Origin of the sequence: Streptomyces canus (assembly GCF_030815415.1) — a bacterium.
Classification (GTDB): domain Bacteria; phylum Actinomycetota; class Actinomycetes; order Streptomycetales; family Streptomycetaceae; genus Streptomyces; species Streptomyces canus_F.
This window is the reverse complement of sequence record NZ_JAUSWW010000001.1, coordinates 4,771,962-4,786,890: the sequence shown is the minus strand read 5'-3', so window position 1 is coordinate 4,786,890 and position 14,929 is coordinate 4,771,962. Positions and strand designations below refer to the sequence as shown.

The 14,929-nt window shown below is 71.2% G+C and carries 10 protein-coding genes; 5 read left to right on the top strand and 5 right to left on the bottom strand.

The annotated features are described in order from the left end of the window. Positions 1–74 precede the first annotated feature (74 nt). The 3 genes from nhaA to QF037_RS22035 all read right to left on the bottom strand — a co-directional run bounded on the left by nhaA (position 75) and on the right by QF037_RS22035 (position 6,353). The gene (gene nhaA / locus QF037_RS22045; protein WP_307027835.1) at positions 75–1,511 is read right to left on the bottom strand and encodes a Na+/H+ antiporter NhaA; all 1,437 of its coding nucleotides are present in this window, start codon (positions 1,509–1,511) and stop codon (positions 75–77) included. 154 nt (positions 1,512–1,665) lie between these two features. After that, on the bottom strand, positions 1,666–3,624 hold the full coding sequence (gene acs, locus QF037_RS22040; protein ID WP_307027834.1) for an acetate--CoA ligase: 1,959 nt from the start codon (positions 3,622–3,624) through the stop codon (positions 1,666–1,668). 281 nt (positions 3,625–3,905) lie between these two features. Further along, the gene (locus tag QF037_RS22035; protein ID WP_307027833.1) at positions 3,906–6,353 is read right to left on the bottom strand and encodes a bifunctional SulP family inorganic anion transporter/carbonic anhydrase; all 2,448 of its coding nucleotides are present in this window, start codon (positions 6,351–6,353) and stop codon (positions 3,906–3,908) included. Positions 6,354–6,649: 296 nt separating this feature from the next. Between QF037_RS22035 and QF037_RS22030 the strand changes: the two genes are divergently transcribed. Then, the gene (locus tag QF037_RS22030; protein WP_307027831.1) at positions 6,650–7,921 is read left to right on the top strand and encodes a hypothetical protein; all 1,272 of its coding nucleotides are present in this window, start codon (positions 6,650–6,652) and stop codon (positions 7,919–7,921) included. Positions 7,922–7,967: 46 nt separating this feature from the next. On the opposite strand, the gene QF037_RS22025 is transcribed toward QF037_RS22030, so the two are convergent. Beyond that, the gene (locus QF037_RS22025; protein WP_307027829.1) at positions 7,968–8,948 is read right to left on the bottom strand and encodes an ATP-binding protein; all 981 of its coding nucleotides are present in this window, start codon (positions 8,946–8,948) and stop codon (positions 7,968–7,970) included. A gap of 101 nt (positions 8,949–9,049) precedes the next feature. On the opposite strand from QF037_RS22025, the gene QF037_RS22020 reads away from it, so the two are divergent. Then, a complete protein-coding gene (locus QF037_RS22020) occupies positions 9,050–9,874 on the top strand; it encodes an oxidoreductase (RefSeq protein ID WP_307027827.1) in 825 nt (274 codons plus the stop codon). 365 nt (positions 9,875–10,239) lie between these two features. Here QF037_RS22020 and QF037_RS22015 read toward each other — a convergent pair whose 3' ends face one another. Next, entirely contained in the window at positions 10,240–11,073 is an 834-nt protein-coding gene (locus tag QF037_RS22015; RefSeq protein WP_046260303.1) for an HAD family hydrolase, read from the bottom strand. Between the two features lie 585 nt (positions 11,074–11,658). On the opposite strand from QF037_RS22015, the gene ssd reads away from it, so the two are divergent. From ssd to QF037_RS22000, 3 genes are all read left to right on the top strand, one after another. Continuing rightward, positions 11,659–12,762 (top strand): septum site-determining protein Ssd, encoded by a 1,104-nt coding sequence (ssd, locus tag QF037_RS22010; protein WP_307027824.1) that lies wholly within the window; start codon positions 11,659–11,661, stop codon positions 12,760–12,762. A 68-nt stretch (positions 12,763–12,830) separates the two neighbouring features. Next, positions 12,831–14,048 (top strand): TadA family conjugal transfer-associated ATPase, encoded by a 1,218-nt coding sequence (locus tag QF037_RS22005; protein ID WP_307037303.1) that lies wholly within the window; start codon positions 12,831–12,833, stop codon positions 14,046–14,048. Next, positions 14,041–14,892 carry a type II secretion system F family protein gene (locus tag QF037_RS22000; protein ID WP_307027822.1) on the top strand — a complete coding sequence of 284 codons (852 nt, stop codon included), beginning with the start codon at positions 14,041–14,043 and terminating at the stop codon, positions 14,890–14,892. The genes QF037_RS22005 and QF037_RS22000 overlap by 8 nt, the downstream gene beginning before the upstream one ends. The last annotated feature ends 37 nt before the right edge of the window (positions 14,893–14,929 follow it).

Genomic DNA, 14,929 nt, shown 5'->3' with positions numbered 1-14,929 from the left:
GCGTTCTCCCTGAATCTGCCGTGTGCCCGACTGGGAAGTCGTGGGCCGGAAAGTCTTTGTACCGTCCCGTCAGATCATGCCCGACGGTCGTCCTCCTCGCCTGCCCCGCCCGTCACTTCGGCAAGCCCTGTTCGCTCGGCGGCCATGAGTTCGGCGATCCTGCGGTGCTCGGCGGCCTTGTTCTCGTGGATCGCGGCCATGCGCAGGTGGTACGCCGGGTCGTCCTCCTCGTAGATGTCCGGGATGCCGTCGAGGTCGTCGTCGCGCTCCTCGGCCTCGACCATTCGGCGGTACTTGACGTTCCGGATCTTCAGCAGCACCGTGGCGAGGGTCGCCGCGATGAGCGAGCCCATCAGCACGGCCGCCTTGACCTCGTCCGTGAGCGTCGCGTTCCCGTCGAACGCCAGCTCCCCGATGAGCAGCGACACCGTGAAGCCGATGCCGGCCAGGACGGCGACCGCGAAGACGTCCGCCCACTCCAGGTCGTCGCTGAGCGATGCGCGGGTGAAGCGGGCCGTCAGCCAGGTCCCGCCGAAGATGCCGAGCGCCTTGCCGACGACGAGACCGAGGACCACACCGAGCGTCTCGGGCTTGGTGAACACATCGCCGAGCGCCCCGCCGGACACCGAGACACCGGCGCTGAACAGCGCGAACAGCGGTACCGCCAACCCCGCCGAGAGCGGACGTACGACATGCTCGATGTGCTCGCCGGGAGAGTGCTCCTCGCCCTCCCGGGGGGTGCAGCGCAGCATCAGGCCCATCGCGACGCCCGCGATGGTGGCGTGGACGCCGCTGTTGTACATCAGGCCCCAGATGACGAGCGCGAGCGGCACGTACACGTACCAGCCGCGTACGCCCTTGCGCAGCAGCAGCCAGAAGACGACCAGGCCGATCACCGCGCCGCCCAGGGCGGCGAAGTCGATGTCCGCGGTGAAGAACACCGCGATGATCAGGATCGCGAAGAGGTCGTCGACGACGGCGAGGGTGAGCAGGAAGGCGCGCAGGGAACTGGGGAGGGCGGTGCCGATGACCGCGAGCACGGCGAGTGCGAAGGCGATGTCGGTCGCGGTCGGGACGGCCCAGCCGTCGAGGGAGCCGCCGCCGGTGAGGTTGGTCAGGACGTAGACGAGGGCCGGTGCCGCCATGCCGCACAGGGCCGCGACGACCGGCAGCGCGGCCGCCCTGGGGTCCTTGAGGTCGCCGGCGACCAGCTCGCGCTTGAGTTCGATGCCGGCGACGAAGAAGAAGATCGCGAGGAGTCCGTCGGCCGCCCAGTGCGCGATCGAGAGGTTCAGGCCGAGCGCCTCGGGGCCGAGGTGGAAGTGGCTGACGCTCTCGTAGCTGTCGTGCAGCGCGGGGACGTTCACCCAGATCAGCGCGGCGACCGCGGCGACGAGGAGCAGGACACCGCCGACGGTCTCGGTGCGCAGCGCGTCCGCCACGAAGGTCCGTTCCGGCAGGGAGAGCCGTCCGAGGACCTTGCGGGTGGGGGTGGTGCGGGGCGCGGCCATCGGGGGACCTCCGGTCGGTGGACAGGGCGAAGCTGCTCGCCGACCAGACTTCCCGGCACACCTATGGGGTCACGCTTATTTTTCTTAGTTTACCTAAAAGGGGGCGCCCGGCGCGTTGCTCGCGCCGGGCGCCCCTTCTGGCGGGCTCGGTGGCTCAGTCCTCGCTGGGTGCGGCCGGCAGCTTCGCCTGGATGAGGTCCATGACCGTGGAGTCGGTCAGGGTGGTGACGTCTCCCAGCTGGCGGTTCTCGGCGACGTCTCGCAGCAGGCGGCGCATGATCTTGCCGGAGCGGGTCTTGGGCAGCTCGGCCACCGGGAGGACCCCCTTTGGCTTGGCGATCGGGCCGAGGGTGGCGCCGACGTGGTTGCGCAGGTCGTTGACGAGGCCCTCGTCCTCGGCGTTCGCCGTGCCGCGCAGGATCACGAAGGCGACGATGGCCTGACCTGTGGTCTCGTCGGCGGCGCCGACGACGGCGGCCTCGGCGACCGACGGGTGGGAGACGAGCGCCGACTCCACCTCCGTCGTGGAGATGTTGTGGCCGGAGACGAGCATGACGTCGTCCACGCGCCCGAGGAGCCAGATGTCCCCGTCCTCGTCCTTCTTCGCCCCGTCACCGGCGAAGTACTTGCCCTCGAAGCGCGACCAGTACGTGTCGAGGAACCGCTGGTCGTCGCCCCAGATGGTGCGCAGCATCGACGGCCACGGCTCGGTGAGGACGAGGTAGCCGCCTCCGCCGTTCGCAACCTCGTTCGCCTCGTCGTCGACGACGGTCGCGGAGATGCCGGGCAGCGGGGTCTGCGCCGACCCCGGCTTGGCGGCGGTGACACCGGGCAGCGGCGAGATCATCATCGCGCCGGTCTCGGTCTGCCACCAGGTGTCGACGATCGGCGTCCGGTCGGCACCGATGTGCTTGCGGTACCAGATCCACGCCTCGGGGTTGATGGGCTCACCCACGGAACCGAGGACGCGCAGCGACGACAGGTCGAACTTCGCGGGGATGTCGTCGCCCCACTTCATGAACGTACGAATGGCGGTGGGCGCCGTGTAGAGGATGGTGACCCCGTACTTCTGGATGATCTCCCAGAAGCGGCCCTGGTGCGGGGTGTCCGGCGTGCCCTCGTACATGACCTGGGTGGCGCCGTTGGCGAGCGGCCCGTAGACGATGTACGAGTGCCCGGTGACCCAGCCGACGTCGGCCGTGCACCAGTAGACGTCGGTCTCCGGCTTGAGGTCGAAGACGGCGTGGTGGGTGTACGCGGTCTGGGTGAGGTAGCCGCCGGAGGTGTGCAGGATGCCCTTCGGCTTACCCGTCGTGCCCGACGTGTAGAGGATGAAGAGCGGCTGCTCGGCGCCGAAGGCCTCGGGGGCGTGCTCGGCGGACTGCCGGTCGACGATCTCGTGCCACCAGACGTCACGGCTGTCGTTCCAGGCGACGTCCTGGCCGGTACGACGGACCACGAGCACGTGTTCGACATTGCCCGCCTTGTCGGCGGCCTCGTCGACCGCCGGCTTGAGCGCGGACGGCTTGCCGCGGCGGTAGCCGCCGTCGGAGGTGATGACGACCTTGGCGTCGGCGTCCTGGATACGCGTGGCGAGCGCGTCCGCGGAGAAGCCGCCGAAGACGACGGAGTGCGCGGCACCGATGCGGGCGCAGGCCAGCATCGCGACGGCCGTCTCCGGGATCATCGGCATGTAGACGGCGACCCGGTCGCCCTTTTGAACCCCCAGCTCCAGCAGTGCGTTCGCGGCCTTGGAGACCTCGTCCTTCAGCTCGGCGTAGGTGATCGCGCGGCTGTCGCCGGGCTCGCCCTCGAAGTGGATGGCGACCCGATCGCCGTTCCCCGCCTCGACATGCCGGTCGACGCAGTTGTACGCGACGTTGAGCTCGCCGTCCTTGAACCACTTGGCGAACGGCGGGTTCGACCAGTCCAGCGTCTCGGTCGGCTCCTTGGCCCAGGTCAGCCGACGGGCCTGTGCGGCCCAGAAGCCGAGCCTGTCAGCCTTGGCCTGTTCATACGCCTCCGCCGTGACATTGGCGTTCGCTGCCAGGTCTGCGGGCGGCGCGAACCTGCGCTCTTCCTTGAGCAGGTTGGCCAGGCTTTCGTTGCTCACGACATCTCCCTTTCCCAGGGTGTCCGTTGTGTCCCAGGCCACAGCTCATCAGACCGGAGGGTGCGCTGACAAGGGCCGTTGGAAAATTGGTTTAGACCTTTGAGCGCATCGAGGTCGGCGGCCCGGGTTCATTGGTACCCACGGACGCCGACCAGGCAGAGTTCAGTGCGACGCCCACCACGTGTGCCGGCAGCCCCGCGGTGAACAGCCCCCTCGTCCGTCGGGCGATGACCCGTACGGGACGGGCGGCCACCGGAACCGGGGCCGCCCGCCCCCCACCGTCATGCCGACACGTCCGCCGCCTCCACATGGTCGAACAGCTCGTCCCCGCTCACCCCGGTGAGCAGATACGCCTGTGCCTCGCCCACGTGGAAGTACATCCCGTGCAGCTCCAACTCCCGTTTCCGCAGCGCCCGCGCCACCGACTCGTGCGCGCTCAGATGCTCCAGCTGCTGGACCACGTTGGTGAGAGACAGCTGCTCGACCGCGTCCGCGGGCGCCCGTCCGGCGAGCCGGGCCCATGGACGGCTGTCGTCGGCCATGCGCTCCAGGCTCGGCAACCCGTGCCGCAGCCACCGCTTGAGCGGTGTCCGCGCGCCCCCGGGCTCGGAGTTGAGCAGCGCCTGCATGGCTCCGCACCCCGAGTGACCGCAGACCGTGATGGACCGCACCTTCAGCACGTCCACCGCGTACTCGATCGCGGCCGCCACCGAGTCGTCGCCGCTCTCCTCGCCGGGCATCGGCACCAGGTTGCCCACATTGCGGACCACGAACAGGTCGCCCGGACCACTGGAGGTGATCATCGAGGTGACCAGCCGTGAGTCGGCGCAGGTGAGGAAGAGCTGCGCCGGGCGCTGCCCCTCACGGGCCAGCCGGGCCAGCTCGCCCCGCACCAGGGGAGCGGTGTTGCGCTGGAACGCGCTGATGCCGCGCGCCAGTTCGTGTCCGCTGGGACTGGACGGACCGGTCCCGCCCGCCTTGGCGAGGCCACCGGAGTCGCTCGGGTGTCCGCCGGGCGGGGGCGTGGACCGCGGGTCCTCGCACTGGTGGTTGCGCCAGGGCGTCCAGGGGCGGCAGCGGCAACCCGCTGAGGCGGCGCGGTCGGTGAACCCGGTGTCGGCCCCGCTTCCGCTTCCGATCCCGAGCGCGGTGTGAGCGTCGGGGACGTCCCCCGGCTCGGCGATCCGGACCCCGGCGCGGCGGCCGGTCAGCTCGACGGTGCCGCCCTGCGCGGTGTACGTGTTCTGCCAGTCCTGCAGTGCCTCGAACGCCGCGTGGTCCATGAAGGAACCGTCCAGCTCGACGACGACCCGGGCGCCCTGGGGCACGAGATGCAGGGCCCGGCTGAGGCGGGGCACGGCGAGGAATGTCAACTGCCCTCGCACGTGTACGTGATGGACTCCGTCCTGCTCCTCGTGGGTGATGCGGGTGCGGGCGAGGCGGTGCAGGGCGACGGCGACGGCCACGGCGATGCCGAGCACGACACCCTCCAGGACGCCGAGGAACACCACGCCGACGGTGGTGACGACGTAGACGAGGACTTCTCGGTGGCGGGTCACCGTGCGGATGTGGTGCAGGGACACCATCTGGATGCCGACGGCCATCACCAGGGCGGCGAGCGAGGCGAGCGGGATGAGCTCGAGCACCGGGACCATCAGCAGCGCGGCGATCACCACGAGAACGCCGTGCAGCATCGTGGAGTTCCGGCTCACGGCGCCCGCGTGCACATTCGCCGCACTGCGCACGGCGACGCCGGCGACCGGGAGCCCGCCGAGCGACCCGGAGACGACGTTGGCGGCGCCCTGGCCGAGCAGTTCACGGTCCAGGTTGGAGCGTCTGACGCGGGCCGTCAGTCCGGGTCGGCCGGCGGCCATTTTGTCCACGGCGACCGCGCCGAGCAGCGACTGCACGCTGCACACCAGCGTGGTGGTCAGCACGGCGGCGACCAGACCGAGCACGGGACCTTCGGGGAGCCCGGCCAGGGCGTGGCTGCTCCACGAGGGCAGGTCGACCCTGGGCAGCGTCAGCCCGGCGAGTGCGGCAGTCGCGCTGGCCCCGGCGACGGCGACGAGCGCGGCCGGGATCCTGCGCAGCAGACGGCCGGCCCGCCCGGGGATGCGGGGCCAGAGCAGCAGCAGGGCCAGGGTCAGCGCACTCACCGACACGGCGGCGGGACGCACCTGGGCCAACTGGGCGGGCAGGGACTGGAGGTTGGCCAGGACGGAGCTCTGCGGAGTGCCGCCGAGCACGATGTGCAGCTGAGCGACGGCGATGGTGACGCCGATGCCGGCGAGCATGCCGTGCACGATGGCGGGGCTGACGGCGAGCGCGCTGCGCGCCACGCGCAGGCAGCCCAGGCCCAGTTGTGCCAGGCCCGCGAGGACCGTGATGGCACAGGTCGTCCGCCAGCCGTAGCGGTGGATCAGGTCGGCGGTGACGACCGTGAGCCCGGCCGCGGGGCCGCTCACTTGGAGCGGGGAGCCGCCGAGCCGGCCGGCGACGAGTCCTCCCACGCCGGCGGCGACGAGGCCTGCCTGGAGAGGCGCGCCGGTGGCGAGGGCAATGCCGAGGGACAGGGGCAGGGCGATCAGGAAGACCGCGATCGAGGCCGACACGTCGGCGCCCGCGACACGGAAGCGGCGGGGCCCGGACGGCGGTGGGCTGTGGGGTCGGTGGATGCGCTTGGCTCGACTCGGGTCGGTGGCGCGGGTGGGGACGCAGGCGGACATAGTTCCCGTCTCCTCCGGGGCAGCGCGGTCGCGGAACAGGTGGTCCCCCCATGGCGGGGGGTCGGGTCGCGGCCGTGGGTCACGGCGTGCAGCGGCGGGATGCATCAACGCTGGGTAAACGAATCGTAATTCAGAGTAAAGGACAGGCATAGACTTTTCTGGCAAATGGCGCAATAAGTCACCCATCAGGGTGATGCAGATATTTCATCGGCTTGTCGTACTAATTCATTCCGGACCTCGTGCGAGCTTGACGGCGCTGTCGTTGGCCCCGAGAGAAGGAAGTAGGTGGGCGGAACATGGCCGCCACCCAGAGGATCGCCGCGGGCGCCGTGGTCGCCGCGCTCTGTGCCGCGTCGCTCGCCGGTTGCGCGCTCGGCACCGACGGTGCCGAGGAAGGGGCCTCCGGCCCGCAGAAGGCGAAGCCGGCCCAGGCGCCGCCCGAGAGCGCGGTCCGCCTGATCGGCGACGGCTCCACCGCGTACACCGGGGTCCAGCCCCACCTGCCCAGACCCGAGCGCATGAAGCCCGGTCAGAAGCCCCCGCAGTTCGTGGTGTTCTCCTGGGACGGCGCGGGCGAGGACTCCCAGAAGCTGTTCTCCCACTTCCGCAAGGTCGCCAAGGCGAACAACGCGACGATGACCTACTTCCTCAGCGGCGTGTACATGCTCCCCGAGGAGAAGCGCGACCTCTACCGGCCCCCGCAGCACTCCCCGGGCCGCTCCGACATCGGCTTCAACGACGAGAAGGGCATCGCCGAGACCGTCAAGCAGCTGCGCGGGGCGTGGCTGGAGGGCAGCGAGATCGGCACCCACTTCAACGGCCACTTCTGCGGCAGCGGCGGCGGGGTCGGCCAGTGGTCCGTCGAGGAGTGGAAGGACGAGATCGCCCAGGCGAAGCAGTTCGTGAAGTCCTGGAAGACCACCACCGGCCTGAAGAACGCGAGCCCGCTGCCCTTCGACTACGACAAGGAGCTCATCGGCGCCCGCACGCCCTGCCTGGAGGGCCAGAAGAACTTCATGAAGGCTGCTCGTGAACTGGGCTTCCGCTACGACACCAGCGGGGTCAACGACCAGCTCTGGCCCAGGAAGAAGGAAGGTCTGTGGGACCTCTCGATGCAGCTGGTGCCGTTCTCCGGGCACTCCTTCGAGCAGCTCACCATGGACTACAACTTCGCCGTGAACCAGTCGGGCACGATGTACGGCGACCCGAACAAGCACGAGTTCTGGGGCGACCAGATGCGTGACAGCCTGCTCAAGGGCTTCCATCGGGCCTACGACGGCAACCGCGCGCCCCTGATCATCGGCAACCACTTCGAGTCCTGGAACGGCGGCACCTACATGCGTGCCGTCGAGGAGACCATCGAACAGGTCTGCAACAAGCCCGACGTGCGCTGTGTCTCCTTCCGGCAGCTCGCCGACTGGCTGGACGCCCAGGACCCGCAGGCCCTGGCCAAGATGCGAACCCTCGGCGTCGGCGAGGCCCCGAAGCAGGGCTGGGCGTCCTTCCTCTCGGGCCGCCCCGCCCCGGCCCCGAAGGGCGTGCCCGGAGCGCCGGCGGCCAAGCCGTGAGCCCCAGGCGGTGAGCCGCGAGTGGTGAGCCCCGGGCGGTGAGCCGTCAGGCGTTCACCACGACGCTCTCGCCCAGGACGAACCCGGGGTCGACCTGCGCCGCCAGGTCGGCCCCGGTGCGCTCGTTTCCCCAGGACTGGGCGTTCTTCAGGTGGAAGTGCACCGTCTGGCGTGTGTAGCGCTCCCAGTCCCGCAGCTCGTACGTGGCGTCGACCGCGCTCTGCAGCCGCCGCAGGGAGCTGCGGTTGACGTCCTCCAGAAGCTCGAACCGGGGCGGCCGGCCCTTCTCCATGGCGCGCACCCAGTCCGAGTGCCCGACCGTCACCAGCAGGTCGTTCCCGACCTCGGCGCGGAGGAAGTCGAGATCGTCCTGCCCCTGCACCTTGTTGCCGACGACCTTCAGGGCGACGCCGAAGTCGCGGGCGTACTCCTTGTACTGGCGATAGACGGAGACCCCCTTCCGGGTCGGCTCGGCGACGAGGAACGTGATGTCGAAGCGGGTGAACATGCCGGAGGCGAAGGAGTCCGAGCCCGCGGTCATGTCCACCACGACGTACTCGTCACGTCCGTCCACCAGGTGGTTCAGGCACAGCTCCACCGCTCCCGTCTTGGAGTGGTAGCAGGCGACCCCCAGGTCGGCGTCCGTGAAGGGGCCGGTGACCATCAAACGGACGCTGCCGCCGTCGAGTTCCACCGGCCGGGCGCAGGCGTCGTACACCGGATTGTCCTCGCGCACCCGCAGCAGTCGTGAGCCCTCGCCCGGCGGGGTCGTCTTGATCATCGTCTCCGTGGAGGCGATGCGCGGGTTGGCGCCGCGCAGATAGTCCTTGATCAGCGGCAGTCGCTCGCCCATCGCGGGCAGTGCCGCGGCCGCCGCCTCGTCGAGACCGAGGGCGGCGCCCAGATGCTGGTTGATGTCGGCGTCTACGGCGACGACGGGTGCGCCGGTGGTGGCGAGATGGCGGATGAACAGGGACGACAGGGTGGTCTTGCCGCTGCCGCCCTTCCCGACGAAAGCAATTTTCATGTTCACCAAGCGTAGTGGTGAGATAGCTGTACGTGGCAGGAGTGCGTGAAGAAGACCACTCCTTCGTGGGGTGTGCGCCGCGGTTGCGTAATGTCGTACTCATGAGTACGACAGGCGCGAACGCCGATCCGCTCGCCGCCCTGGGCGCCCTGCCCGGCGTGGCCGACTCCGTGGAGTCCGTGCGCAAGGCCGTGGACCGGGTCTACGGGCACCGGATCATGCGGCGCCGCAGCACCGCGGTCACCTCCGAGGCGGCCCTGCGCGGCGCCCGCGGCTCCGCGGCGCTGTCCGGCGCCGACTGGGCCCTCGAAGAGGTGCGCCGTCGCTCCGACTTCAGCGGCGACGACGAGGCGCGCGTCGTGGGCGCCGCCCTGAGACTGACCGCCGAGGCGGGCCAACTGCTCTCCATCTGGCGGCAGTCGCCCCTGCGCGTTCTGGCCCGTCTGCACCTGGTGGCGGCCGCGACCAATGGCGACGAGGTCGGGCGCCCGCGTCAGGTGGGCGAGCCGGTCGACGAGCCGCTGATCGAGCTCGCGGCGCCCGACGCGACGGAGGTGCACGGCCGGCTGGAGGGCCTGTCCGAGCTGATCATCGCGGGCGGTTCCGCCCCGGCCCTGGTGACGGCGGCCGTCGTGCACGGCGAGATCCTCGCCCTGCGGCCCTTCACCTCCCACAACGCTCTCGTCGCGCGCGCGGCCGAACGCATCGTCCTGATCGGCAGCGGCCTCGACCCGAAGTCCATCTGCCCGGCGGAGGTCGGCCACGCCGAGCTGGGCCGGGCCGCCTATCTGGCGGCGCTCGACGGCTATGTCTCCGGAACCCCGGACGGCATGGCGGCCTGGATCGCGCACTGCGCCAAGGCGGTCGTGCTCGGGGCGCGCGAGTCGACGGCGGTGTGCGAGGCGCTGCAGCGCGGAGCGGCATAACTGTAGTTACAGAAAAGGCCCTCCGCAGGAGAGGGCCTTAACAGGGTTGCGGCGGTACGAGGACTCGTACCGCCGCTGGCATGTTCACCGGGTTACCAAGCGTCCTCGAAATATTGCCCATCAGGTCGGGACTTTGCCCGTCACCTGGTGCGGCTGGCCCGTAATCGACGGGTCGACGTCGCGTGGGTGCCCGATTCTCATGCGCGGTCCGTGGGGCCAAATGCGTTATTAAGGTGATCCTTTCGGATGTCCTTGGTCTCGCGGGCCGTTGACTCCTTTGTACTCCAGGACCCGGGCAAGCGGAAGTCCTGGCTGCAGTTCTTTACTTTTACTCTCAAACGGTCACCAAAAGGGCGCCTTCTACGTCAGAGAACCGTCGCCCGGCGCCGACTGGCGTACCAGACGAGGCCCGCGGTGGCCGCCGCCGCTCCTATGGCCGCCGCCGCGACGAGCGCCGGACGGGACGGTGCGGAGAACGCGGGGAGCCGCTGCTTGAGCCGGACCGGCCGGTGGAAATCGAGAATCGGCCACCCGCGCGCGAGTGCCTCGCGGCGCAGCGTGCGGTCCGGGTTCACGGCATGGGGGTGACCGACGGACTGGAGCATCGGCAGATCGGTCGCCGAGTCGCTGTAGGCGTAGCAGCGTTCCAGGTCGTACCCCTCGGACTCGGCCAGCTCCTTGATCGCCTCGGCCTTGGTCGGTCCGTACGCGTAGTACTCCACCTCGCCGGTGAAGCAGCCGTCCTCGCCCACGACCATCCGGGTCGCCACCACCCGGTCCGCGCCGAGCAGTTCGCCGATCGGCTCGACCACCTCCGCGCCCGAGGTGGACACGATCACGACGTCGCGGCCGGCGGTGTGGTGCTCCTCGATGAGGGAGGCGGCCTCGTCGTAGATGATCGGGTCGATGAGGTCGTGAAGGGTCTCGGCCACGATCTCCTTCACCTGTTGGACGTTCCAGCCGCGCACGAGTGCCGAGAGGTACTCGCGGGTCCGTTCCATCTGGTCGTGGTCCATACCGCCCACGAGGAAGACGAACTGGGCGTATGCGGTACGCAAGGCGGCCCTGCGGTTGATCAGTCCGCCTTGGTAGAACGACTTGCTGAAGGTGAGCGTGCTCGACTTCGCAATGACCGTCTTGTCCAGGTCAAAGAAGGCCGCTGTGCGGGGCAAGGAGTGGTTTTCCACGACCCTGAGCATAGGCGCAGCCCATTCGGCGTAAGGTGGGGCGCGTGGGTTTGCCTGAGAAGGCTCTCGGGTACACCATGGAAGTCACGGATCGTTCGCGACCGTGCCAACCCGGCCCGGCTCCTCCCCCCCCGAGTCGGCCGTGGAGACGACCCCCACTCTCCCCCCCGGTGGGGGTCGTCGCACGTCCGGGTGCGTTTTCTCCCCTCCTTCTGTGTCCCTGTGCGGCTCTACGGCCGTGTCGAGGCGGCTCCGGCCGCCTCTTTCGCCTGCCCATGATCCGTCACTGTGCGTAGCTGTCGCACTGCGCTGCGGAAGTCGTACGCATGGCAGTGCGGGGAGCACCGGTATGGGTGATGGCGATATTCACAACGGCTGAGTTGTCCACAGTTATCGACCAAGATCCACAAGATTTCCGGCATCGCTGCACCGTGATTCCAGCGCGGCCCGCCGACACCGACTCGATGGCCGGTTCCGGTTAGTCGGCCGCGTTCGGCCGGTTCGTATCGGCTGTTCATATGAAGGCCGGTCGCCGGTTCTTCACACGTTTGGGAATCGCGGGGCCCTGGAGGCCCTCGCGAGATGCAGCGAAGGGGGATGGAAAACGTGGCCGCAGCCGTCACACACGATCCGCCGCCCACCGCCGGAGGGCGACAGGGCGGACCGTTGATCGTCACCGAGGACCCGGTGCTCCTCGACGACCTGCTGCGCCTGTGCGCGGCGGCCGGCGCGACACCCGAGGTCCACCCGGGGGTGCCGCAACCGAGAGGACGCTGGGAGGCCGCACCGCTCGTCCTGGTCGGCGACGACGCCGCGCGGCGCGTGCGCGGGGCCGCCCGCAGAGGGGGAGTGGTCCTCGTCGGACGGGACCAGGACGACTCCGGGGTCTGGCGCCGGGCCGTCGAGATCGGCGCGGACCATGTCCTGATGCTGCCCGACGGGGAGCAGTGGCTGGTCGACCGGATCGCCGACGTCGCCGAGGGCGTCGGCCGGCCCGCCCTCACCGTCGGCGTCATCGGCGGCCGAGGCGGGTCCGGGGCGTCCACGCTCGCGTGCGCGCTGGCCGTCACCTCCGCGCGGGAGGGACTGCGCACCCTGCTCGTGGACGCCGATCCGCTGGGCGGCGGACTCGACGTACTCCTCGGCGGCGAGACCGCCGAGGGGCTGCGCTGGCCCGCGTTCGCCGCCTCGCGCGGCCGGGTCGGCGGCGGTGCCCTGGAGGAGTCGCTGCCGCAGCTGCACTCCCTGCGGGTCCTGAGCTGGGACCGCGGCGACTGCGTCGCCGTCCCGCCGCAGGCCGTCCGCGCGGTGCTCGGCGCGGCCCGCCGCCGGGGCGGCACGGTCGTCGTCGATCTGCCGCGCCGCGTCGACGACGGCATCGCCGAGACCCTCGCCCAGCTCGATCTCGGCATCCTCGTGGTCCCCGCCGAACTCCGCGCCGTCGCGGCGGCCGGACGGGTGGCCTCCGCCGTCGGGATGGTCGTACGCGATCTGCGCGTGGCGGTCCGCGGGCCCCACGCGCCCGGGCTCGACGACCGGGAGGTGGCGCGACTGCTCGGACTGCCGCTGGTGGGCGAGGTGCCCCTGGAGGCGGGGCTGCTGCGGCCTCACGAGAGCAGGACCCCGCCGGGAGCCGGGCGGGGGCCGCTGGCGCGGTTCTGCAAGGAGTTCTGGGAGCGGGCGTTGGTGGAGGCGGCATGAGCACCTACTCCGACGAGAGGGGCCGGGCGTCGTTCGGCCCCGGGCGGCCCGAGGGCTCGGTTGTGGCCATGGCCGGTGCGGCGCCCCCGGCGGGGCGGGCGGGTGGGGCGGACATGTCCCCGCACCTGCTCGACGGCGTACGGCAGTGGCTCGCCGAGAGCGGGGCCGAGCCGACGCCCGCGCGGGTGGCACAGGCGCTGCGGGAGCAGGGGCGGGTGCTCGGTGACGCCGAAGTCCTCGGAGCGGCCGAGCGGTTGCGCTCCGAACTGGTCGGCAGCGGCCCGCTGGAGCCGCTGCTGGCCGACCCCCGGGTGACCGACGTGCTGGTGTCGGCACCGGACCGGGTCTGGGTGGACCGGGGCGGCGGGCTCGAACTCACCGCGGTCGCGTTCCCCGACGCCGCCGCCGTACGACGGCTCGCGCAGCGCCTGGCCGCGGTGGCCGGACGTCGGCTGGACGACGCGCGGCCCTGGGCGGACGCCCGGCTGCCCGACGGGACACGGCTGCACGCGGTGCTGCCGCCGGTGGCCGTCGGCTGCACCTGTCTGTCGCTGCGGGTCGTACGGCCGCGCGCGTTCACGCTCGACGAGCTGATGGCTGCGGGCACCGTGCCGCCGGACGGGGACCGGGTACTGCGGGCGCTGATCGAGGCACGGCTGTCGTTCCTGATCAGCGGTGGGACGGGCAGTGGCAAGACAACGCTGCTGAGCGCCCTGTTGGGGCTCGTCGGGCCGGGCGAACGGATCGTGCTGGCCGAGGACTCCGCGGAGCTGCGGCCGGACCATCCGCACGTCGTACGCCTGGAGAGCAGACCTGCCAACCAGGAGGGCGCGGGCCTGGTCTCGCTCGAGGACCTGGTGCGGCAGGCGCTGCGGATGCGGCCGGACCGGCTGGTGGTGGGCGAGGTGCGCGGGCCTGAAGTGGTGCATCTGCTGGCCGCGTTGAACACGGGTCATGAAGGAGGCTGCGGGACGGTCCATGCCAACGCGGCGGCCGATGTCCCGGCCCGCCTCGAGGCGCTCGGCACGGCGGCCGGACTCGACCGGGCCGCGCTGCACAGCCAGTTGGCGGCCGCGCTCTCCGTCGTCCTGCACCTCGCCCGTGACCGGAACGGGCGGCGCCGGATCGCCGAGGTGCACGTGCTGGAACGGGATCCGTCGGGGCTGGTGCGGACGGTGCCGGCGCTGCGGTGGGGCGCGGAGGCGTTCGTGTACGAGCGGGGGTGGGAGCGGCTGCGGGGGCTGCTCGGCACCGCGGGGGCCGACAGGGGGCGTGGTGATGAGTGAGGTGTCGACGGGGGCGGCGCTGGTGTGTGCCGGGGCTGCGGTCTGGCTGTCGGCCGGATGGCGTTCCGGGGCGCGGCGAGCGGAGTTGCTGCTCGCGGGGGCCGGCGGGGCGGTCGGGACCGGGCCGCCGGTCTGGCGGCGACTGGCCGGTGGAGTACGGCGGCTGGGGAACGAGTGGTGGTCGGTGGCGGCCGGACTGGTGCTGGCCGTGCTGGGGGCCTCGGTGCTGCCGCTGGTCGCGGGGGTGGCCGGGGTGCCGTTGCTGCGGCGGCTGCGGTTGGCGCGTGAGGCGCGGCGGGCCCGGGATCGCCGAGGGGACGCGGTCATCGCGTTGTGCGGGGCGCTCGCTGGAGAGGTGCGGGCCGGACGGCAGCCGGGTGAGGCCCTGTTGCGTGCCGCGCGCGACTGCGAGGGGCTGGGGGAGACGCAGCCGGCGGTGCTGGCGGCCGCGCGGTTCGGCGGGGACGTACCGGGTGCGCTCGCGGGCGCCGCACGGCAGCCGGGGGCCGAGGGGCTGCTGGGCCTCGCGGCGTGCTGGCAGGTCGCGGTGGACCGGGGAGCGGGGCTCGCGGCCGGACTCGAACGGCTCGAGGCGGCGTTGCGCGCGGAGCGGGACCAACGTGCCGACCTGCGCGCCCAGTTGGCCGGCGCCCGGTCCACGACGGTGATGCTCGCCGGGCTCCCCGCCCTCGGACTGCTCCTCGGCACGGCCCTCGGCTCCGACCCGCTGCACGTCGTGCTGCACACCGGGCCCGGCCTGGGCTGCCTGGCGATCGGCGGCCTGCTGGAGGGGGCGGGGATGTGGTGGGCGGCACGGATCGTGCGGGGAGCGGAAGCGGTGTGAGGACGGAATCGGCGTGGGGTTCGGAAAGGCGGGCGCG